This is a genomic window from Sphaerimonospora thailandensis, from assembly GCF_016863115.1.
Classification (GTDB): domain Bacteria; phylum Actinomycetota; class Actinomycetes; order Streptosporangiales; family Streptosporangiaceae; genus Sphaerimonospora; species Sphaerimonospora cavernae.
The window spans coordinates 61,816-83,255 of the sequence record NZ_BOOG01000031.1 but is presented as its reverse complement, the minus strand read 5'-3'; the positions used below and the strand labels follow the sequence as shown (position 1 = coordinate 83,255).

The 21,440-nt window shown below is 68.1% G+C and carries 21 protein-coding genes; 9 read left to right on the top strand and 12 right to left on the bottom strand.

Annotation, left to right across the window (positions count from 1 at the left end):
• Nucleotides 1-255 precede the first annotated feature (255 nt).
• The 5 genes from Mth01_RS17495 to dnaA form a co-directional block, all read right to left on the bottom strand.
• Nucleotides 256-744, bottom strand: coding sequence for a DUF721 domain-containing protein (locus tag Mth01_RS17495; protein ID WP_204016931.1), 489 nt, complete (start codon nt 742-744; stop codon nt 256-258).
• Nucleotides 745-883: 139 nt separating this feature from the next.
• The gene (recF, locus tag Mth01_RS17490) at nt 884-2,083 is read right to left on the bottom strand and encodes a DNA replication/repair protein RecF (protein WP_204016930.1); all 1,200 of its coding nucleotides are present in this window, start codon (nt 2,081-2,083) and stop codon (nt 884-886) included.
• A 287-nt stretch (nt 2,084-2,370) separates the two neighbouring features.
• A complete protein-coding gene (gnd, locus tag Mth01_RS17485) occupies nt 2,371-3,306 on the bottom strand; it encodes a phosphogluconate dehydrogenase (NAD(+)-dependent, decarboxylating) (protein WP_204016929.1) in 936 nt (311 codons plus the stop codon).
• 127 nt (nt 3,307-3,433) lie between these two features.
• The gene (dnaN, locus tag Mth01_RS17480; protein ID WP_204016928.1) at nt 3,434-4,573 is read right to left on the bottom strand and encodes a DNA polymerase III subunit beta; all 1,140 of its coding nucleotides are present in this window, start codon (nt 4,571-4,573) and stop codon (nt 3,434-3,436) included.
• Between the two features lie 591 nt (nt 4,574-5,164).
• Entirely contained in the window at nt 5,165-6,742 is a 1,578-nt protein-coding gene (gene dnaA, locus Mth01_RS17475; RefSeq protein WP_204016927.1) for a chromosomal replication initiator protein DnaA, read from the bottom strand.
• Nucleotides 6,743-7,308: 566 nt separating this feature from the next.
• On the opposite strand from dnaA, the gene rpmH reads away from it, so the two are divergent.
• The 8 genes from rpmH (at nt 7,309) to Mth01_RS17435 (ending at nt 12,882) form a co-directional block, all read left to right on the top strand.
• The gene (rpmH, locus tag Mth01_RS17470) at nt 7,309-7,446 is read left to right on the top strand and encodes a 50S ribosomal protein L34 (RefSeq protein ID WP_055480371.1); all 138 of its coding nucleotides are present in this window, start codon (nt 7,309-7,311) and stop codon (nt 7,444-7,446) included.
• A gap of 84 nt (nt 7,447-7,530) precedes the next feature.
• Nucleotides 7,531-7,908: a ribonuclease P protein component gene (gene rnpA / locus Mth01_RS17465; protein WP_204016926.1), complete on the top strand. Its 378-nt coding sequence runs from the start codon at nt 7,531-7,533 to the stop codon at nt 7,906-7,908.
• Nucleotides 7,905-8,222 carry a membrane protein insertion efficiency factor YidD gene (gene yidD, locus Mth01_RS17460; RefSeq protein WP_204016925.1) on the top strand — a complete coding sequence of 106 codons (318 nt, stop codon included), beginning with the start codon at nt 7,905-7,907 and terminating at the stop codon, nt 8,220-8,222. The genes rnpA and yidD overlap by 4 nt, the downstream gene beginning before the upstream one ends.
• A gap of 4 nt (nt 8,223-8,226) precedes the next feature.
• Nucleotides 8,227-9,177, top strand: coding sequence for a membrane protein insertase YidC (gene yidC / locus Mth01_RS17455; protein WP_204016924.1), 951 nt, complete (start codon nt 8,227-8,229; stop codon nt 9,175-9,177).
• 18 nt (nt 9,178-9,195) lie between these two features.
• Entirely contained in the window at nt 9,196-9,690 is a 495-nt protein-coding gene (locus Mth01_RS17450) for a Jag family protein (RefSeq protein ID WP_204016923.1), read from the top strand.
• Between the two features lie 336 nt (nt 9,691-10,026).
• Nucleotides 10,027-10,626, top strand: coding sequence for a 16S rRNA (guanine(527)-N(7))-methyltransferase RsmG (gene rsmG / locus Mth01_RS17445; protein WP_407695953.1), 600 nt, complete (start codon nt 10,027-10,029; stop codon nt 10,624-10,626).
• A 321-nt stretch (nt 10,627-10,947) separates the two neighbouring features.
• On the top strand, nt 10,948-11,721 hold the full coding sequence (locus Mth01_RS17440) for a ParA family protein (protein ID WP_239089759.1): 774 nt from the start codon (nt 10,948-10,950) through the stop codon (nt 11,719-11,721).
• A gap of 180 nt (nt 11,722-11,901) precedes the next feature.
• A complete protein-coding gene (locus Mth01_RS17435) occupies nt 11,902-12,882 on the top strand; it encodes a ParB/RepB/Spo0J family partition protein (protein WP_204016922.1) in 981 nt (326 codons plus the stop codon).
• A gap of 58 nt (nt 12,883-12,940) precedes the next feature.
• Here Mth01_RS17435 and Mth01_RS17430 read toward each other — a convergent pair whose 3' ends face one another.
• Nucleotides 12,941-13,891 carry a D-alanine--D-alanine ligase family protein gene (locus tag Mth01_RS17430; protein ID WP_204016921.1) on the bottom strand — a complete coding sequence of 317 codons (951 nt, stop codon included), beginning with the start codon at nt 13,889-13,891 and terminating at the stop codon, nt 12,941-12,943.
• A 204-nt stretch (nt 13,892-14,095) separates the two neighbouring features.
• Nucleotides 14,096-15,328, bottom strand: coding sequence for an aminotransferase-like domain-containing protein (locus tag Mth01_RS17425; protein WP_204016943.1), 1,233 nt, complete (start codon nt 15,326-15,328; stop codon nt 14,096-14,098).
• Nucleotides 15,329-15,723: 395 nt separating this feature from the next.
• Between Mth01_RS17425 and Mth01_RS17420 the strand changes: the two genes are divergently transcribed.
• Nucleotides 15,724-16,341: a GNAT family N-acetyltransferase gene (locus Mth01_RS17420; protein WP_204016920.1), complete on the top strand. Its 618-nt coding sequence runs from the start codon at nt 15,724-15,726 to the stop codon at nt 16,339-16,341.
• A gap of 184 nt (nt 16,342-16,525) precedes the next feature.
• Here Mth01_RS17420 and trxA read toward each other — a convergent pair whose 3' ends face one another.
• From trxA to Mth01_RS17395, 5 genes are all read right to left on the bottom strand, one after another.
• A complete protein-coding gene (trxA, locus tag Mth01_RS17415; protein WP_275408971.1) occupies nt 16,526-16,849 on the bottom strand; it encodes a thioredoxin in 324 nt (107 codons plus the stop codon).
• A 115-nt stretch (nt 16,850-16,964) separates the two neighbouring features.
• Nucleotides 16,965-17,894 carry a thioredoxin-disulfide reductase gene (gene trxB, locus Mth01_RS17410; RefSeq protein WP_204016918.1) on the bottom strand — a complete coding sequence of 310 codons (930 nt, stop codon included), beginning with the start codon at nt 17,892-17,894 and terminating at the stop codon, nt 16,965-16,967.
• Nucleotides 17,895-18,035: 141 nt separating this feature from the next.
• A complete protein-coding gene (locus Mth01_RS17405; RefSeq protein ID WP_204016917.1) occupies nt 18,036-18,989 on the bottom strand; it encodes an anti-sigma factor family protein in 954 nt (317 codons plus the stop codon).
• Nucleotides 18,979-19,623, bottom strand: a complete 645-nt coding sequence (gene sigM / locus Mth01_RS17400) for an RNA polymerase sigma factor SigM (RefSeq protein ID WP_204016916.1) — start codon at nt 19,621-19,623, stop codon at nt 18,979-18,981. The genes Mth01_RS17405 and sigM overlap by 11 nt, the downstream gene beginning before the upstream one ends.
• Nucleotides 19,624-19,632: 9 nt before the next feature.
• A complete protein-coding gene (locus Mth01_RS17395; RefSeq protein WP_204016915.1) occupies nt 19,633-21,174 on the bottom strand; it encodes a protein kinase family protein in 1,542 nt (513 codons plus the stop codon).
• Nucleotides 21,175-21,440 lie beyond the last annotated feature (266 nt).

The window sequence follows — 21,440 nt, the reverse complement described above, 5'->3', positions numbered from 1 at the left end:
GAGCATCCCCCACGTGGGACGGGGGTCGTCGCCTCAGGGGCGATTTTGAGCCGGTTCGACGTCCGGTCTCGGGTCCGGTGCGGCGGGTGTCCGACTCAGCCGACTGTGCTCTTCGGTGCGACTCAGTCGACTGTGCTCTTGGTACGGCTCAGTCGACTGTGCTCTTCGGTACGGCTCAGTCGACTGTGCTCTTCGGTACGGCTCAGCCGGCTGTGCTCTTGGTACGGCTCAGCCGGCTGTGCTCTTCGGTACGGCTCAGCCGTACGTGTCCCGCGGCCCGCGCGAGCCGCGTACTCGCAGGCCGCCTTCCGGACGGGCCGGTCCCCCGACCGGACCACGCACCTTCACCTGCTTGACCGTTCCGTCGCCGAGTTCCTCATTCAGCCGCTTGACCAGCGTCGATGCCAGCAGGCGCACCTGTGTGGCCCAGGCCGTCGAGTCGGCGGTCACGATCACCTCGCCGTCCGCGAAGCTCTCGGGCCTGGTGTGCTCGGCCAGCCCGGAACCGACGATCTCGCGCCAGCGGCCGAAGACACCCCCGATCGCGGCGGGCTGCTCCCAACCCCGATCGGCGAGCAGGTCGCGGATCGCCCGGCCGAACAGCTGCGGATCGCCGGAGTCCCGCCGCTGACCGCCGGGCCGGCGGCGCGGCTCGGTCCGGGGAAGCTGCCCGCGCCGGGCGGCGTCCGCCTTGGCCTGTGCCAGCTTCTCCCGAGCCAGCGCCGCGCCCCGTGCCGCGGCCATCCGCGTTTGGGGCGGTTGTCCACCGCCTGTGGATAAAGCAGGCGATTGAGCCGGAGAGCCCCCGGGCGGTCCAGTGACCGCACCGAGAGGAGGCTGATCGGATTCAGGGGACGATCCGGGGGGTTCGGGCAGGGGACGTTCAGCGGACACGGGTCACGGTCCCTTCGGTCACGTCGAAGCGGGCCCCGGCGAGTTCGGGCGGCACGTCGCCGGCCACCGCCGCGGTGATGAGCACCTGCTCGGCGGGGGCGACGATCTCGGTGAGCCGCCTGCGTCGCTGGTCGTCGAGCTCGGCGAACACGTCATCGAGGATGAGCACGGGATCGCCGCCGTCCGATCGGAGGAGGTCGTAGGCGGCCAGCCGGAGCGCCAGCGCGAACGACCAGGACTCGCCGTGGCTGGCGTAACCCCGAGCCGGCAACTCACCCAGCCGGAGCTGCAGGTCGTCGCGGTGCGGGCCGATCAGCGTGACACCGCGCGCCAACTCGGTCCGGCGAACCTCGGCGAGGGCGGCGCGCAGCCGTTCGGCTATGTCCTCACGGGTTATCCCCAATTGAGGTATATCTGTGGATAACTTTCCTTCGTCTGCCGAGCACCGATAATCCAGATCCGCCAGCCCGGACGACGGGGCGAGCGTGGCGTAGGCCTTGGCCGCCATCGGACGCAGCGCGTCGACCAACTCCAGGCGGGCCGCGGTCAACTCGGCGCCGTGCCGTACGAGATGGGCGTCCCAGATCTCAAGCGTAGCCAGCACGTCCCCAGCCCCCGCGGCGGCGAACCCCGCCTCTTCGTCCTGCCTGCGGGCGCCGCGCCGCCTGCCGCCGCCCGAAGCGGCGATCGTACGCAGCAGGGCGTTGCGCTGCTTCAGCACGCGATCATAGTCAGCGCGCACCCCGGCGAGCCGCGGAGCACGGGCGACCAGCAGTTCGTCCACGAAACGACGCCGCTCGGAGGGGTCACCCTTGACCAGCGCGAGATCCTCGGGGGCGAACAGCACGGTTCGCAGCAGGCCGAGCGCGTCGCGCGGCCGGGGAACCGGAGAGCGGTTCACCCTGGCGCGGTTGGCCCGCCCCGGGTTGATCTCCAACTCGATCAGCGCGCGGCGGTCGTCCTTGACGACGACCGACCGGATGACCGCCCGCTGCGCGCCGTGCCGTACGAGCGGGGCGTCAGTGGCGACCCGGTGACTCGAATGGGTGGCCAGGTAGCCCAGCGCCTCGACCAGGTTCGTCTTCCCCTGCCCGTTCGGGCCGACGAAGGCCGTGGGCCCGGGCTCGAGCATGAGGTCGACTCCGGCGTACGACCGGTAGTCGGTGAGGGAAAGGCTCGCCACATGCACGCCCGTAAGGCTAGCCCTCCCCACCCCCCACCTTGGCCGTGATCTTGCAGTTGCTCGCAGACTTATCCCATCACCTGGGAAAACACTTGGCGTGATCTTGCGGTTTCTCGCACAGATATGCGCTGACCTGGGGTTACCGTATCCGTGATCTTGCAGTCAGCTCGCTCGCACGACTGCAAGATCACGGAAGTGCTTCCCCCTGGTCGGCGCCTACGGCTGCGAGTTTCTGCAAGATCACGAATGGAACAAGCGCAGGTGGAGTGTGCTGTGTGCGAGTATTCGCGAGATCACGGCAAGGGAGGGGTGACGTCGGCGCCGGGGGAGTCGGCGCCCTTGCCCGTCTGGCCTTCGCTCGAGGCGACCGCGTGGCCGCCGAACTGGTTGCGCAGCGCCGCGACCATCTTCATGGCCGGTGAGTCGGTCTGGCGGGACGTGAAGCGCGCGTAGAGGGCGGCCGTGATGGCCGGAAGGGGCACGGCGTGCTCGACCGCCGCCTGGACCGTCCACCGGCCCTCGCCCGAGTCCTCCGCGTACCCCTTCAACTCGGCCAGATCCGGATCCTCCTCGAGGGCGCGGACCATCAGGTCGAGCAGCCAGGAGCGGATGACCGTGCCATGTCGCCAACTCTTGAAGGTGCCGACGATGTCCGTCACGGCTTCGCTGGCTTCCAGCAGTTCCCATCCCTCGGCGAAGGCCTGCATCATGCCGTACTCGATGCCGTTGTGGACCATCTTCGCGAAGTGTCCGCCGCCGACGCCCCCGGCGCGGACGAAGCCGTCCTCTCCCGCAGGTTTGAGCACCTCGAAGATCGGCATGAGCTGCCCGATGTGCTCGGGGGCGCCGCCGGCCATGAGCGCGTAGCCGTACTCCAGTCCCCAGACGCCGCCGCTGACGCCCACGTCGACGAAGCCGATGCCCTTCGCGTCGAGTTCGGCCGCGTGCCGCTGGTCATCCTTGTAGTGCGAGTTACCGCCGTCCACGACGATGTCGCCGGCCGACAGCAGTTCTCCGAGTTGTTCGATGACGGCCCGGGTCGGGTCGCCGGCGGGGACCATAACCCATACGGCGCGCGGAGGGTCCAGCCTCTCGATGAGCTCTTTGAGGCTGCCGGCATCGCTGATCGACGGGTCGCGGTCGTATCCGATGACCTCATGGCCGCCACGACGCAGCCGCTCGGCCATGTTCCCGCCCATCTTGCCGAGCCCGATCATGCCGATTCGCATGTCAGCCACCCCTTAGCCGCAGCAACCATCCAAACTCGTCTGAAAGGCACGCGTACCCCAACGCGATGGGCCTATGCCCTCGCCCAGATCGTACGCCCGTGATCGCTCAGCAGATCAGCTCAAGAGATCAGCTCGACAGGCGGATCGGCATGATGAGGTATCGGTAGTCCTCGACCGCACCGTCATCCACAGGTTTGCCCCCGGTGAGGATCGCCGGCTTGGTGGAAGTGGTGAAGTGCAGCCGCGCCACGTCGGAGTCGATCGCGCCCAGCCCTTCCAGCAGGTACTGGTGGTTGAACGCGATGTTGATCTCGTCACCGTCGAACTCGACCGGCAGCGCCTCCACGGCCTGCGCCTCGTCGCCGCTGCCCGCCTCCAGGACGACCTCGCCGCCGTGGAAGGCCAGCCGTACGGGGGTGTTGCGCTCGGCGACCAGCGCGACGCGCTTGACCGCCTCCACGAACGAGGCTGTGGACAAGTCCGCGTGCGCGGAGAACTCGGTGGGCAGCAGCGAGCGGTACTTGGGGAACTCCGGGTCGAGAAGCCTGGTCGTGGTCCGCCTGCCCGAGCTGGAGAATCCGATCATGCCCTCGCCGGTGCCGCCGACCGAGCTGAGCGCGATCTCCACTTCCGCGCCCGTGCCGCCGAGGGCCTTGGCCGTCTCGGCGAGTGTACGGCCGGGGATCATCGCGATCGCCTGGAAGTCGGACGGCTCCGGCTGCCACTTCAGTTCCCGTACGGCCAGGCGGTAGCGGTCGGTCGCCGCGAGGGTCACCGTGTCGCCCTCGATTTCCATGCGGACACCGGTGAGCATGGGCAGCGTGTCGTCCTTGCCCGTCGCGACCGCGACCTGGGCGACGGCCGAAGCGAACATGTCGCTGCCCACCCGGCCGGCCGCCGGTGGCATGGACGGCAGCGAGGGGTAGTCCTCCACAGGCATGGTGAGCAGCGTGAACCTCGCGCTGCCACAGGTGACGACCGCCTTGGACCCCTCCACGACGAGGTCGACCGGCTGGGCGGGAAGCGCTCGGGTGATCTCGGCGAGGAGCTTGCCGGAGACGAGCACCACACCCGGCTCACCGGTCTGCAGATCGAGGGTCACTTCGGCCGAGACCTCGTAGTCGAAGCCTGAGAGCTTCAGCCGCTGGTCGTCGGTGACCTCGAGCCGCATGCCCGCCAGCACCGGCACCGAGGGCCGGGCCGGAAGGCTGCGCGCCGTCCACGCCACGGCCTCGGCGAGCACGTCGCGATCGATCCGGAACATCACGGTGGATCAGCCTCCTGGGTATCGGTGCTCCGCCAAGTCTTCCACCTCCCGGGACCCCGGTGCTCCAGAACCCGGGTACCTCCCCTGACTGGGCGCCCGGGGCCTGATCGCTTGAGAAACCTGAGCACCTCCCGGAACCCTTCTATGGTTCTTGAGCTCTTCATTGGGAGAGAAACCCGTCATCTTCTTAGGGGCGGTGGATATGTGGATTACTTGAGTTTTCGCAGCTCAAGGACAGTTCTTCATCCACCGGCCCTGTGGGTGAAGAGTGGATGAAGCGGCTCTCGCTGTGGGCGCGCGAGCTGTGCCCACAGCGCTTCCCCAACTTGGAGGGCCGTCATCCACGAGTAATCCACGATGTTTCCACCGGTTATCCACCGGGTAGGAGTCCGTTTTGTGCCTGCGGAAATCGCTACGCACAGGGCATCCCCAGGATGTCCACGGGTCTTCCCCAAGAAATCCCCAGGCTTTCCCCAAGTTCATCCACAACGCCGCATGGCGATCTTCCAGGGGATGTCAGGGTGAAGTAGTCGCGAGCGAGCCGCGGATGGGTCCCTGATGCGATCCACAGGGATATCCACAGGCTGTGAATCAAGCGTTGCGCGCTCGCTGCTTGACGCGTGTCGTCAGCTCGTTGACCTGGTTGTACATCGATCGACGCTCGGCCATGAGTGACCGTATCTTCCGCTCGGCGTGCATCACGGTCGTGTGATCCCGGCCGCCGAACTGCTGGCCGATCTTCGGTAGAGAGAGGTCGGTCAGCTCACGCGCCAGATACATGGCGATCTGGCGGGCGGTGACTAAGGCCCGCGAGCGGGAGCTGCCGCACAGGTCGTCGAGCGAGACCCCGAAGTATTCGGCCGTCGTCGACATGATGAGAGAGATGGTGATCTCTGGGCTGGCGTCCTCGCTGATCAGGTCCTTGAGGACGACCTCGGCGAGTTGGATGTCCACGGACTGCCGGTTCAGGCTGGCGAACGCGGTGACCCGGATCAGGGCCCCCTCCAGCTCCCGGATGTTCGTCGCGATGCGGCTCGCGATGTATTCGAGCACGTCGGGCGGCGCGGCCAGCCCCTCCTGTATCGCCTTCTTGCGCAGGATCGCGATGCGGGTCTCCAGCTCGGGCGGCTGGACATCGGTGATCAGTCCCCACTCGAACCGGTTGCGCAGCCGGTCCTCCAGCGTCATGAGCTGCTTGGGCGCGCGGTCGCTGGATATGACGATCTGCTTGCTGGCGTTGTGGAGGGTGTTGAAGGTGTGGAAGAACTCCTCCTGGGTCTGCTCCTTGCCCTCCAGAAACTGGATGTCGTCCACGAGCAGGATGTCGACCGCGCGGTAGCGGGCACGGAACCCGTCCGCCTTGTGGTCGCGGATGGAGTTGATGAAATCGTTGGTGAACTCCTCAGAGCTCACATAACGCACCCTGGCCCCCTCATAGAGGTGCTGGGCGTAGTGGCCGATCGCGTGGAGCAGGTGGGTCTTGCCCAGGCCGGAGTCGCCGTAGATGAACAGCGGGTTGTACGCCTTGGCGGGAGATTCGGCGGCGGCGACGGCGGCCGCGTGGGCGAAACGATTGCTCGCCCCGATGACGAACGTCTCGAAGGTGTACTTCGCGTTGAGCCGGGCCGGCTCGCTCGAGGTTCGCCCGCCGCCACCGCGCACGTCCCACCGGTTCTGCGGGGGCTCGGGCTTCGGCGGGGGCTCGGGTGAATATCCGCCGGTCCGCTGTGGGTAATCCTGCCCGCCGTACGGCCCGGCATCCCGTCGCGCGGAGTCGTCCTCGGCGAAAGGGGGACGCTGTCCCTGTGGGTGGGGCTGTGGATATTCGGCCTGCCGAGGCGGCTGCAGTCCGCTCTGCCCGGTGCCCGTACCGGGCAGGCCCGTGACGGCACTGTTCTGCCCGTAGGAGGCGGCGCCTGGATCGACCATCACCGCGATGCGCACCGGCTGCCCCAACTCCTGTGCGAGCGCGTGCGCGATCAGCGGGCGGAGCCGTACTTCCAGGACCTCCTTGGCGAAGTCGTTGGGGGCGGCCAGGAGGATCGTGTCGTTGATCAGCCCGGAGGGCTGCGTCATCTGGAGGAAAGCGCGCTGCTGCCCGGAGACGCCCTCGTCGAACAGGGTCGCGAGCGCCCGAGCCCATACAGCGTTGAGATCGACGCTATCCATGACCCGGCCACTCCTCCCGTTACGCGGTCCCCGTTCGTACGCCGCGATCCCAGCTCGCCCCGTCCGGAGGTTTCCGGTTGACCCTCCGCACGGATGATCCACATCTGATCCACATGATGTGGACAGTCCCGCACATTCTGCCCAGGCGCATCCATACTGATGGAGGGAATGGCCGGAGGGCCGACAGTATCGGTGTGTACAACCCGCGTTCAAGACGTTGTCCACAGCCTAACGGGCCGAGGTCGCTGCCGTAGTCGCTTGTTCTTTCCCATCCCGGTCGCCCGGACGAGGCCCGCTCATGGGCGGGCGGAGCGCCTGCGGAGCGTGGGAAGGCCAGGTGGACGGGAGACGCGGGTAGGGTGGTCCAAGTGCGGCGTCTGGGTGCGGGTGGCGTCTGTCTTGACAGTGCCTGGTTTGACCTGGCAGGAGGTCGACCCGTAACGTATTCCGGTCGGCTAATCACGCGACGGCTTTTTCGCATGCCCGCGCATCTGACGAGCCGCGACCTTGGAATGTAGCGCGTCCGCGGAACCTCCGCGGACGTAACTGAAGCCTGGAGCCCACCCGTGAGCAAGCGTACTTACCAGCCGAACAACCGTCGCCGCGCGAAGACCCACGGCTTCCGGCTGCGCATGCGCACCCGGGCCGGCCGCGCGATCCTGGCCGCCCGTCGCCGTAAGGGCCGCGCCGAGCTGGCGGTCTGACGACGCGAGACCGCCCGCCGCGCCCGGGGACCGATGATCCGGCTCCGGAGTGGTGGGCGGCAGCCGTAAACAGGGGAAGTCCGGGTGCTGCCGTCCGCGTCGCGGATGCGACGGGGTGAAGAGTTCGCCGACGCGATCCGCCGAGGGCGACGCGCCGGTCGTCCCATGCTGGTCGCGCACCTGAAGACACGCGAGGCCGATGTGCCGCCGCTGGTGGGTTTCGTCGTCAGCAAGGCGGTCGGTGGCGCTGTGGTCAGGAACCGCGTCCGGCGCAGGCTCAGACACCTCATGCGGACCCGCCTGACCGCGATTCCGCGAGGTAGCCTGCTTGTGGTACGGGCCAATCCACCGGCCGCGTCCGCGCGAAGCGAGCATCTGGCCACCGAACTCGACGTCGTGCTGGATCGTTTACTCCGGGGGCGTAGGTCGGAATCGCGGACCCTGACGGATGGACGATCATGACAGCGGAGCACCCTATCCCGGCGCGCGGCGTCGCGTCGGAGGAGGCAGAGCGGCGTGCCGGTCCGGTCGCCCGTGTGCTGCTCGCCCTGATCAAGTTCTACCGGGCCTTCATCAGCCCGGTTCTCGGACCGAGATGCCGGTTCGAGCCGTCCTGTAGCGCGTACGGCCTGGAGGCGATCGCCGTACACGGCGCGGTGCGCGGAGTATGGCTGACCGTCAGGCGGATCGGGCGGTGTCATCCGTTCCATCCTGGTGGTTTCGATCCGGTGCCCCCACGCCGAGTCCGGTCTCACGACGAAACGCAAGGGAGCTAGCTCGGTGGAGCTGCCATTCCTCGACTGGCTGTATACGGCAGTGGCCTGGGTGATCACCCATATCCACGCGGGTTACAGCTTCTTCATCCCCTCCGACAGCGGCCTGAACTGGGCGCTGACCATCATCACGCTGACCGTGCTGATGCGACTGCTGATCTTCCCGCTGTTCATGAAGCAGATGCGCTCCTCGCGGAAGATGCAGGAGCTCGCGCCCAAGGTTCAGGAACTGCGTAAGCGGTACAAGAACGACAAGCAGCGCATGAACCAGGAGGTCATGCGCCTCTACCAGGAGGCGGGGGCCAACCCGCTGGGTGGCTGCCTCCCGGTCGTCGCGCAGTTCCCGATCTTCATCTCCATGTTCACGGTGCTGCGGGCCATCGCCGAGGACCGCGCCGTCTTCGGCATGACCAAGGAGCTCGTGGAGAGCATGCGTGCCGCGCATGTCTTCGGCGCTCCCCTGCCGGCGACCTTCTTCACCAGCGCGGCCGACATCCAGAAGCTCGGCGACGCCAACCCGACGGTTACGAAGATCGTGCTGGCGGTCTTCGTGGCCGTCAGCTCGCTGACCACCTTCCTCACCGTCCGGCAGAGCGTGAGGCGCTCGATGGCGCAGATGCCGGACAACCCGATGGCGCAGCAGCAGAAGATCCTGATGTACGTGTCGCCGCTGTTCGCCATCTTCAGCCTGAACTTCCAGCTCGGTCTGATCCTCTACTGGGTGACCACCAACCTGTGGACCCTCGGTCAGCAGCACTGGTTCTACGCGCGCCATCCCATGCCGCTCGTGGACGAGAAGGGTAATGTCGTCACGCCCGAGCCCAGCCACGGCATCTTCGGCAAGGTGCTCGGCAAGCCCAAGGCCGAGTCTCCGGAACCCACCCCCGAGCCGAAGATCATCCGTCAGCAGCCGACGCGGCAGCCTCGCAGCAAGCGCAGCGGCAGCAAGAAGTCGTAGGAGAAGGAGAGTCCGGACGTGACCGAAGCTGAGGAGACCCTCAAGCCTGCTCCCGACGTCGAAGCCCTCGAACAGGAGGGTGAGATCGCGGCCGACTATCTGGAGGGACTGCTCGACATCGCCGACATGGACGGCGACATCGATATGGACGTCGAGGGCGACCGAGCCATGGTCTCGATCGTCGGCGTCAAGGGAACCGAGCTCGTCGGCCCGGACGGAGAGGTGCTGGAGGCGCTGCAGGAGTTGACCCGTCTCGCCGTGCACCGCCGTACGGGGGAACGCTCCCGGCTCATGCTCGACGTCGGCGGCTTCCGTGAGCGCCGCCGCGCTGAGTTGACGAAGATCGGCAAGGCGGTCGCCGGGGATGTGAAGCGCAGCGGGCAGCCGAAGGCGCTGGAGCCGATGACGCCGTTCGAGCGGAAGGTCGTGCACGACGCCGTCGCGGCCGCCGGCCTGCGCAGCGAGTCCGAGGGCGAGGAACCCAACCGGTTCGTGGTCGTCCTCCCCGCCTAGGGAGTGGTTCCAAGACATCCCCTGGCTCCTTCGCCACCCCCGGCTCACAGAGCTTTTCACCCACGGAAAGCCGCCGGTCCTGCCTCACGGACCGGCGGCTTTCCACATCCTGTACGTCTCTGCGCGCCCGGCAGGTAGGGGACGACTACCCTTGGCCCTGAGCGTTCCCGAATGAGTTGAGTGATGACGGAGAGCAACGAACCGGCTGGGCTGCCCGAGCCGTCCATGCCCCATGAGCCATCCAGGCCCCATCAGCCGCATGAGCCGGCGTCGCTGCCGGAGGCACCCGCGGCGGCCCCGGAGGTCTTTCCCGGTGAGGCGATCCGGCAGGCACGGATGTTCGCCGAGATGCTCGCCGGGCCAGGAGTGGTCCGTGGGCTGCTCGGCCCTCGTGAGGTGCCCAGGATCTGGGATCGGCACCTGCTGAACTGTGCTGTCGTGGCGGAGGCCGTTCCTCCCGACGCGGCGCTGGTCGACATCGGATCAGGAGCCGGGCTGCCCGGCCTGGTCCTGGCGATCGTCCGACCCGATGTCAGGGTGACCCTCCTGGAGCCGCTGCTGCGTCGCACCACCTTCCTCTCCGAATGCGTCGAGGTGCTGAAGCTGGACAACGTCGAGGTGCTTCGCGGGCGCGCCGAGGAGTTGGCGCGCAAGCGTCTCTTCGATGTGGCGACGGCACGGGCGGTGGCCCCGCTCGATCGACTGCTCGCCTGGTCGATGCCCCTGCTGCGCGAGGGCGGCGAATTACTGGCGATGAAGGGGGAGCGGGCCGCGGAGGAGGTCGAGGCGGCGAGATCGCAAATGAAATCCTCAGGGGCGAGATCGGTCGAGCTTGTTACGGTGGGTCGCGGTAGGGTCGAGCCGCCCGCCACACTCGTTCGCGTGGTCGCCGGGCGATCCCCCATCGTGAGCGGTCGGCGGCGACGGAAGAGGTGAAGCGTCGTGCCGGGTCTGATGATGTCCCAAGTGGCGGCCGGTCTGGGTTGGCCGGAGAGTCCTCTCGCCCTACCCTGGGAGATCGCGACAACTGGTCGTCCGTCAGGTGTCGGCTGGCCGGGTCGCGTCGCTTCACAGGTCGAAAGGACGACGACCGTGCCCCAGACCCCCCTTGATTCTGACGATCCGCCGCTGGTACGAGAGGCTCTGAGTTCTGTGGTTTCACGTGAAACAGCCGCACCCCCACAGGCGGCTGCGCCTTCCGTCGGTTATTCGACGCGCCGAGAAGGGGAGTGGCCGCGACCGCCCAGGTGCCGGGTGATGACCGTGGCCAACCAGAAGGGCGGGGTGGGTAAGACCACCACGGCCGTGAACCTTGCCGCGGCCCTGTCCATGCATGGCCAGCGTGTGCTGGTGGTCGACCTGGACCCGCAGGGTAACGCGTCGACCGCAATGGCGACCGAGCACCGTGCGGGAACGCCATCGGTCTACCACGTGCTCGTCGACGACCTCCCACTGTCCGAGATCGTCAAGCCAGTTCCCGAGATGCCGAACCTGTTCTGCGCGCCGGCGACCCTCGACCTGGCCGGCGCGGAGATCGAGTTGGTGCCGATGGTGGGGCGGGAGACCCGGCTCAAGCGAGCCCTCGGCGCGTTCGACGCGATGGAGTTCGACTACATCCTCATCGACTGCCCGCCCTCTCTCGGACTGCTCACGGTCAACGCGATGGCGGCGGCCCAGGAGGTGCTGATCCCCATCCAGTGTGAGTACTACGCACTGGAGGGACTCAGCCAGCTCCTGAAGAACGTCGAGCTGGTACGGGCTCATCTGAACCCGGCGCTGGCGGTGTCGACGATCCTGCTGACCATGTACGACGGACGTACGAGGCTCGCGGCGCAGGTGGCCGACGAGGTGCGTTCGCACTTCGGTGACACCGTGCTGAACTCTGTCATCCCGCGGAGCGTGCGCGTGTCGGAGGCGCCGAGCTACGGGCAGTCGGTCATGACGTACGACCCGGGGTCGAGCGGCGCCATGGCGTACAGCGACGCGGCCCGGGAAATGGCCCACCGGGCCGCTGCTTTGGCCGAGGCCTGACCGGCTTCGCGCGATTGTTTCACGTGAAACGGGTAAGCCGGAGTGCCGCGATGCTCATGGCGGAGCAGCTACGGCGGTAACCTCTCCTGGTGTGCATGGAGTGCCCAGCGTTCCACAGACAAGTCGGTGCGCTGGGCACCGCCTTCTGTGCGGGTGTCGCGGGTGGGTAAGGGAGCAGCGGTGAGCCAGCAGCGTCGGGGACTGGGCAAGGGACTTGGGGCGCTGATCCCCATGGGGCCGATCGTCGATCCGGATGCGCCGGCGAGTGCACCCTCGGCGGGAGCGGCCGACTCCGGGCTGGAGCCGGCCGTCTCAGGACTGAAGCCGGTCGATGGCGCCTACTTCCAGGAGATCCCGGTCACCGCGATCTCCCCCAACCCTCGCCAGCCGCGCGACATCTTTGACGGTGAGCGCCTGGATGAGTTGGCCGAGTCCATCAAGGAGGTCGGCCTGCTCCAGCCGGTAGTTGTGAGGTCCACCGGGTCCGGACGTTTCGAGCTCATTATGGGCGAGCGGCGGTGGCGGGCCTCGCAGCTTGCCGGGCTGGATCGGGTTCCCGCCATCGTACGGAGCACTCAGGACGATGAGATGCTGCGGGAAGCGCTCATCGAGAACCTTCAGCGCGAGCAACTCAACGCACTGGAGGAGGCGGCGGCCTACCGGCAACTCCTCGACGACTTCGGCGCGACCCATGAGGTGCTGGCCAAGAAGGTCGGCCGGTCCCGGTCACACATCACCAACACGCTGCGCCTGCTGAACCTCCCGCCCAACGTCCAACTCCGCGTGGCGGCCGGCACCATCAGCGCGGGACACGCGCGGGCGCTGCTGCCCCTCGATGACTCGGCGGCCATGGACCGGCTCGCGAGCCGGATCATCGCGGAGGGTCTGTCCGTCCGGACCGTCGAGGAGATCGTGGCGCTGGGTGAGGCGACGGCGGGTCCCGCGCCGCGGAAACCTCGGGCGAAGCAGCCGACGGCGCCGGCCCTCCGGACGCTTGCCGACCGCCTGTCGGACCACTTCGAGACGCGAGTGAAGGTCGATCTCGGTCGCCGCAAGGGACGGATCGTGGTGGAGTTCTCCACCATCGACGATCTGGAGCGCATTATCGGCACGATGGCCCCCGAGGCCGCGAACTCGATGCGTGGCCTCGCCGAGGAGTAGTCCATCCGGCTCCGAGAGAAGACGAAGCCAGCCTGTTTCACGTGAAACAGGGAGAGGGTCAGCCGCGTTGGGTGGCGATTTCCAGGAGACCGCGGCAGAGGATGCCGAGATCGCGTCCCGCCGCCTCGGCGGCCATGGGCAGGAGCGAGGTCTCGGTCATACCCGGCGCCACGTTCACCTCAAGAAAATAGGGACGGCCGGAGACATCGACGATGAGGTCCGTTCGGGAGATGTCACGCAGCCCGAGTGCCGTGTGCGCGGTGACCGCCATGGCGGCGCACGCCTCGGTCTCTTCTTCCGTCAGTCGGGCCGGCGCGAAGAACTCGGTGTGCCCGGCGGTGTAACGAGCGGAGTAGTCGTAAACGCCGCCGTCCGGCACGATCTCGACCGGCGGCAGCGCGACGGGCCCGTCTCCGAGGTCCACCACGGAGACGGCCACCTCGACGCCCTGGACGTACTTCTCGATGAGCGCGGTGTCTCCGTACGCGAAACATCCGACCATGGCGGCGGGTAGTTCCTCGGCGCTGCGCACGATGGACGCCCCGAGAGCGGAGCCGCCCCGCGACGGCTTGACGAAGAGCGGCAGCCCGAGGCGGTCCACGATCCGCGCGAGCACAGCCGACGCGCCCAGGTCATGGAAGGTCTCCTTGGGCAGCGCGACCGAGTCGGGGGTGTGCAGGCCCCAGGATCCGACGACCGCCTTGGCCGTCGGCTTGTCGAACGCCACATGGCAGGCGTCCGGGGTCGCGCCTACATAGGGCACGCCGAGGAGTTCCAGCACGGACCGGATGGCGCCGTCCTCCCCGGCACCGCCGTGCAGGGTGACGAACGCGGCGTCCGGCGGGTCGGCCAGCACCGCGGGTACGAGGGTGGCGTCGGTGTCGCGCGTCTCGACGTCCACCCCTGCGGCGCGGAGCGCCTCGGCGACGCGCCGGCCGGAGCGGATCGAGACCTCACGCTCATAGGAAAGGCCGCCCGCGAGGATGAGCACGTGCCCGAGGTCACTCATGCTCCGGCCTCTCGGGCAGTTCGCGGGCGCGTTGGGACGGCATTCGGAAACATCGTCGACTCGCTCACCAGGGAGCCCTTTCTCGCTGCTGGAATCGGGTACGGCCAGCCTAAAACAGGCCAGGGAGTGACCCGTAGATCTTCTTGCCTGCTGCGGTCGCTCGGCAAAGATCTACGGGTCACTCCCTGGTGCCCGTTCGCAGCCTCAGGCGAGGTCGGGGCCCGGCGTGTCGACACCCTTGTGCGACGTCGCGGCCCCGGTGCCGAACGTGTCCCGCATGCGCAGCTCCTGCTCGATCACTCCGGCGAGACGGCGTACGCCTTCGCGGATGCGGTCGGGCTGCGGATAGCAGTACGACAGGCGCATGTGGCGCGCGCCGCCGCCGTCCGCGTAGAAGCCGGTCCCGGGCACGAACGCGACCCGCTCGGCGATCGCTCTCGGCAGGATCGCCTTCGAGTCGAGCCCCTCGGGAAGGGTCATCCATACGAAGAACCCGCCATTGGGCCGGGTCCACGAACAGCCGGGCGGCATGAGCACCTCGAGCGAGCCGAGGAGCGCGTCACGTCGCTCGCGGTAGAGCTCACGGAACGTCTTGATCTGCTCCCGCCAGGGCTGGGTGGCGAGATACTGCCCGACCGCGAGTTGGGTGAAGGTCGAGTGCGACAGCACCGCGGACTCCATCGCCAGGACCAGCTTCTCGCGGATCGCGTGCGGGGCGAGCGCCCATCCGACCCGGAAGCCTGGAGCGAGGGTCTTGGAGAACGAGCCGAGGTACACCACGCCGTCGGCGTCGTCCGCCCGCATGGCGCGCATCGGTTCCCCGTCGAATCCGAGGAGTCCGTACGGATTGTCCTCCACGACGAGCACCCCGGCACGCCGGCAGATCTCCAGCACCTGGCGGCGGCGCACCTCGTTGAGCGTCACGCCCGCCGGATTCTGATAGGTGGGGATGGTGTAGAGGAACTTGATGCGGTTGCCGGCCGTCCGCAGCGCGTAGATGGTCTGCGCGAGGGACTCGGGGACGAGTCCCTGGTCGTCCATCGCGACATGCACCACATTGGCCTGGTAGGCGCTGAACGTGCTGAGCGCGCCGACATACGACGGCCCTTCGGCCAGCACGACGTCGCCGGGGTCGATGAAGATGCGGGTGATCAGGTCGAGGGCCTGTTGCGAGCCGACCGTGACGACCACGTCGTCGGGCCTGGCCTCGATGCCCTCCAGCCGCATGACTTCGCAGATCTGCTCACGCAGGTCCGGGTCGCCTTGGCCCCCGCCGTACTGCAGCGCCACGGCGCCCCGCTTCGAGACCAGGTCGGCGACCAGCTCGCCGACCATGTCGAGGGGGAGGGCGGTGACGTACGGCATGCCGCCGGCGAGCGAGACCACTTCCGGACGCGACGCGACGGCGAACAGAGCTCGGACTTCGGAGGCGACCATCCCGGTAGCTCGGGCGGCGTACCGGTCGACGTAGGCGTCAATGCGCGACCCATGGGGCGCGTTCGTCCGACCGCGATCAAGCTCTTGATCCACGGTCCACCTCCGATCACATAGCCGAGAAATCCAGATTACGGTAACGCGGCACGCCGATAACACCAGGGTGTTGGCGACCAATCGTTCCTCTTCTCGCCCTTCCATGCCACTGGTGTGCGGAGTTCCCATCCGGACGATCGGCATTCACCCCGTTGGAAAAGGGAACGTACGGAACAACGGATGCGGCGGACGTTCGTGTCGGCTACCCGCCCGGGCCCGATCGCTGGGTTACGATGCGACCTGGAGACGCCGTATTCGCGCGCTTTTCTGGCAAGACTCCTGGGCGGGGATTGGGGCATCACGTGTCGCGTCGGCTGGTCAACGTCACCCTTGACAATCTCGATGACCTGCCACGCCGGTGCAGGCGCTGCGTGTTCTGGGAGCTCGACCCGGTGAGCGGCGAACGCGCCGCGGAGGTCGGCGACCCGGGCCTGGAGAAGGAGGCGTGGATCTCCGCGACCCTGCTGGAGTGGGGGAGCTGCGGAAAGATCGCTTACGTGGACGGGGCAGCGGCCGGTTTCGTGCTCTACGCCCCGCCGCTCTACGTGCCGCGCTCGGTGGCGTTCCCGACCTCGCCGGTGAGTTCCGACGCCGTGCTGCTGATGACCGCGCACATCATTCCCGAGTTCTCCGGGGGCGGGCTCGGCCGGATGCTCGTCCAGGGGGCCGCCAAGGATCTCACCCGCCGGGGTGTGCGCGCGATCGAGGCGTTCGGCGACCTGAAGTGGGAGCAGCCGGGCTGCGTGCTGCCCGCCGAGTACCTGCTCGCGGTCGGGTTCAAGACGGTGCGCCCGCACCTGCGCTTCCCCCGGCTCCGCCTGGAGCTCAAGACGGCCGTCTCGTGGCGTGAGGACGTCGAGGTGGCGCTGGAGAGGCTGCTGGGATCCATGTCACCGGAACGAGCCCTTCGGCCCGTCTGAGCCGTTCTCAGCCTCGGCTGGTCGTCATGTACGGCCCGGGCGACTCGGGTACCGCCGCGCCGTCATGTGGGGTCGACCACGCGGGGGAAATCGCGGGGGAAATCGCTGGGAAACGGCGAAGCCCCTGCCACCGTCGGTAGGCCACCGCCGGGGAGAGGGGCTTCGATGCGCGGGAGGAGACCCGTCAGAGGACGTCCTCGAGCTCGCGGAGCAGCATGGCCTTCGGCTTGGCGCCGATGATCTGCTTCACGACCTCTCCGCCCTTGTAGACGTTCATCGTCGGGATCTGAAGCACGTTGTAGTCGCGCTGTGTCTGCGGATTCTCGTCGATGTTCAGCTTGACGATCGTCAGCTTCTCGGCCTGCTCCGTCGCGATCTCCTCCAGGATGGGTGCGACCTGGCGGCAGGGACCGCACCACTCGGCCCAGAAGTCGACGAGGACGGGCTTGTCGCTCTTGAGGACCTCGGCCTCGAAGTCGGCGTCGGTCACGCTCTTGATGGCGCCCAAGGTATCTCTCCCTTGATGTGTGTGGTCGGGATGCGTGTGGTTGGGTTCCAACCGCGGGGATCGCCCCCGCATTCCCGTACGGCCCGTCCGGTCCGGGACCGTACGGCCCTGCCGGTCAGTTGTGCCCGGCGAGCCAGCGTTCGGCGTCGATGGAGGCGGCGCAGCCCGTCCCCGCGGCGGTGATGGCCTGACGATAGGAGTGGTCGACCACGTCGCCGGCCGCGAACACGCCCTCGACGTCGGTCCGCGTGCTGGGCGACTCCACGGCGATGTAGCCCTGCTCGTCGAGTGCCACCTGGCCCTTGACCAGCTCCGTACGCGGATCGTGGCCGATGGCGATGAAGACGCCCGCCACGGCCAACTCGGTCTCCTCACCGGTCTGCACGTTCCTGACGCGGACTCCGGAGACCCGTTCCTCGCCGAGGATGTCGGCGACCTCGCTGTCCCAGATGAAGCGGATCTTCTCGTCGGCGAACGCGCGGTCCTGCATGATCTTGCTGGCGCGCAGCGTGTCGCGCCGGTGGATGACGGTGACAGATCGGGCGAACCGGGTGAGGAAGGTCGCCTCCTCCATCGCGGTGTCACCGCCGCCGACGACCACGATGTCCTGGTCGCGGAAGAAGAAACCGTCGCAGGTGGCGCACCAGGAGACGCCGCGGCCGGACAGGCGCTTCTCGTTGGCCAGGCCCAGCTCGCGGTAGCCAGACCCGGTCGCCAGGATCACGGCCTTGGCGTGGAAGGTGTCGGTGTAGGTCTTCACCACCTTGGGATCGGCTTTGAGGTCGACCTCGATCACGTCGTCGGCCACCAGCTCGGCCCCGAACCGCTCGGCCTGCTTGCGGAAGTTGTCCATCAGGTCCGGCCCCATGATCCCGTCGGGGAAGCCCGGGAAGTTCTCCACATCTGTGGTGTTCATCAGGGCGCCACCGGCGGTCACCGAGCCCTCGAACACGAGTGGCCTGAGATCGGCGCGTGCCGCGTAGACGGCGGCGGTGTAGCCGGCCGGGCCCGACCCGATGATGATCACATTACGGACGTCGCTCAACGGACTCGCCTTCCCGAGATCCTGCGGTTGTACTGGCCTCAACCGATCCTAGGACCCGTCGATTCCCTCCTCCCAAATGACTGACGGAAACGGCGAAGCCCGCCGCGGTTCGCGGCGGGCTTCGCGAGAACACATGAGGGGTCAGCGCCAGGTGGCGAGACCCTCGCGACGCAGGGTCTTGCAGTTGTCGTCCACGACGACCACCCGGACCGCGTTGATCGTCCTGTCCTCCCAGAAGGCCATGATCGTGGCCTCGTTGCCGTTGTAGAAGGCCTTGTCGACGCCGATGGGCTTGCGGTCGAGCTGGTTGGAGAACCGCTTCACGCACTTGTCGAGGCCGTCGTCGGCGCTGCCGAAGACCGGCGCGGGGCCGAAGTAGTCCACCAGCGGTCCGCCCAGCTCGCTGCTCGTGTAGTTGTAGCCGCTCGCGTAGACCGAGTAGGCCACCTGTGCCTGGTGGGTCTTGGTCGGCCCGGTGCTCGAGGTCCCCTGTGCCACCGTGTTCCGCGGCGGCGTGCCGCCAGAGGGGAGCAGGCTGTTCACCAGCCCGGCCGCCCCGGCGACGACGGCGGTGGCCGCGGCGACCGCGACCGGCAACGCCCAGAGGCGGCGACGCGAGGTCTTCCCGCGCCTGGCCGGCACGATCGTCCCGTCCTCGGCGACCACGCCCAACGGGACGGGCGCCGGTTCAGCCGGGACAGCGCCGTTCGGGGCAGAACCGTTCGAAACGGGGCTGACGGAGAGAGGCTCCGGCTCCGGCACGACCTCCAGCCGGGGCCGTTCCGGCCGGACCGGTGTCGATCGAGTCTGTGCCGGTTGGGGCTTCGTCTCCCATGGCGCGTCCGCCATGAGGCGGTCCCAGTCCGGCGCTTCGGCGGCCAGCGCCCTGTCGATTCGCATCGCGACGCCCAGCGGCATCGCCGGCACCGGAACCGCCGCCAGGAGTTCGCGAACCGAAGCCAGGTCGGCGAGACTCTCCCCGCAGGGGTCGCAGACCGCGAGATGCTCGCGGACCCGCCGAGCCGTGGTGTCGTCTAGGAGGCCTTCCGCCAGTTCGGCGAGAACCTCCAGGTCGTAATGCGTGTCACCCGTCACGAAGTTCTGCTCCCTTCCCGGATGAGACGCGGGACAAGTCAGTTCGGTTCCGCAGATGAGCAAGAACCGGGACAAGTTTCGCTCGACCGCGGGCGCAGCGGCTCTTCACGGTCCCGGCGGGCACGCCGAGCACGGCGGCGGCGTCGTCCACCGAGTAGCCCATCATGTCCACAAGCACCAGGGCCGCCCGCTGGTCGGCGGGCAGCAGTTTGAGCGCGGCGGTGACCTCCAGCGACACGTCGCGCTCGCCGGCGTGGTCGGTCAGCGGGGCGTCCCGCTCCGCCGCCTCGATCAACTCGTCGTCGGCGACCGGCCGGATCGTCTTGCGGCGCATCCGGTCGAGGCAGGCATTGACCACGATCCGGTGCAGCCAGGTCGTGACGGCGGCCTCGCCGCGGAAGCTCTCCGCCTTGCGGTACGCGGAGACGAAGGCGTCCTGTACGGCGTCGGCCGCCTCGTCGGGGTCGCCGAGCGTCCGCAGGGCGACCGCCCACATGCGGTCGCGGTGGCGCTTGACGATCTCGCTGAACGCGTGCGGATCCCCGCCGATGTGGCGGGCCAGCAGATCGGCATCCGACGGCGCCGGCCGTACGGCGCGCTCAGCCGTTGGGGGATTGTCTGGTGGGGAATTCACAAGGCCCTGCTATGCCGATCCGGGAGAATGAACCGTTACCTCGTAAATGGTGCCACGATACTTGCCCTCATAGGGCGGAAGACGCGTAAACCAGATCACAACGTACTGCCCGGTCGTGGCCTTGTCCGGGGTGAGGGTCACCGAACCGGAGGCGTTCTCGGCCTTGGCGACCGTCTTCAACGAGCCGAGATCCGCGGCGTCGCCCACCTTCAACTGGACACTCGCGCCGGGGGCGCTGCCCAGGGAGACGGCCACGTCAGAGATCGGAATCGGCTTGCCCATGTCGAGGATCAGGCCGACGCCGTCCTTGAGACGGCCCAGGTCGGCACTGTTGTAGCTCGTCGTGTGCCAATCGGTGGAGGACTTGCCGTCGATGGCGAGGGGGGCGAAATCCGGGTTCTCGACCTTGTCGTCGCCCAGTGGGTCGAACCCGGTCGCGCTCACCGGCTTGACCGCCACCGGCTTGTGCGTGGCGGCCGACTGGGACGGCTCAGCCGACTGGGTGGTCTTCGGTGCGTTGCCCAGGTTCTTGCCCACGGTCCACGCGCCGACGCCGACGGCGGCCATGACCAGCAGAACGATGACGGTGAGCAGGATCTTGCTCGCGGTGCCGGTGGTCTGCTGCGGCCCGCCCGTGCCCCAGTTGGATCCATTCCAGGTGGGCCTGGAGTTCCAGTCAGGCGTCGGACCCAGCGGTGGGGGCTGGGCCGGGGAGGCGGTCATCCCGTCCGGGGCCCCGTCACGCAGGTTCAGCGCGGGTGGGGCGGTGGTCACCGGCGCGGGAGCCGGCCGCGGCACCTCGGTGAGGGCCTCGGCCACCTCGGCGGGAGTCGAGAGCGGCGGCTGCCCCCGCTTGGTCTCCTGCAGCAGCGCACGGCAGGTGATGGCATCGAGATAGCCGGGGACTCCCGCCGTGACCTGACGGGGCGTGCATATCTTGCCGTCGTCCGTGGGGGCGGCGGGCAGGCCGCAGTCCTCTTCACCGGGCCAGTGGCCGGTGACCGCGGCGTAGAGCAGCCGACCCAGGCCCTCCGCGTCCTCGCGGGCGGCGTCCTCCCTCGCCTCCAGACCGAGGATCGCGGCGTCCACGGCGAGACCGAGCAGCTTGACGGTGCCGCCCGTGGTCCACATGAGGCGCTCGGGCGTGAGGTGCAGGTGGGTGAGCCCGGCCTCGTGGGCGTGGGCCAGCGCCTCGGCGGCCTCGGCCACCAGGGCGGCCCCGCGTTCGGGTTCTACGGCCCCGTTCGACAGCAGGTCGAGCAGCGACTCCCCGCTGACCCACTCGCTCACCACATAGGCCGTGCCGTCCTCGTCCGCGGCGTCGAAGACCTGGGTGAGCCGGGGATCGGTGAGGCGGCTCGCCAGCCGCGCCGCGGTCACCACCTCGGTGACACGGGTGAACTCCGGTGAGAACGTGTGCACGGCGACCGGCCTGGCGAGGATCTCGTCGATGGCCTTCCAGAGGGTCGCGCCGCCGGACTCGTCGACCCGGTCCTCCAGGCGGAACCGGTCAGCCAGCCGGGTGCCGGGTTCGACTGCGGACATGCTCATGCGGCCGCCTCGATCCGCGGCCGATCGGCATGCATCAGCCGATGCCGGGTGGTTTCGCCCACGCCTTCCCGCTTCCGCTCGCCGCTCTCAACGGTTGATTCCTAGGCGCACCATGCTAGGTCATGCCCCGTAGATCTTCTTGCCAGCTGCGGTCGCGGCGCAGATATACGGGGCACTCCTCAGTAGGATGCCGGTCCTGCCCGCCTTCCCGATCGAAGACCTCCGAATCGGACATTCGGGCCGCCTTCGATCTGTCGATCACGTTT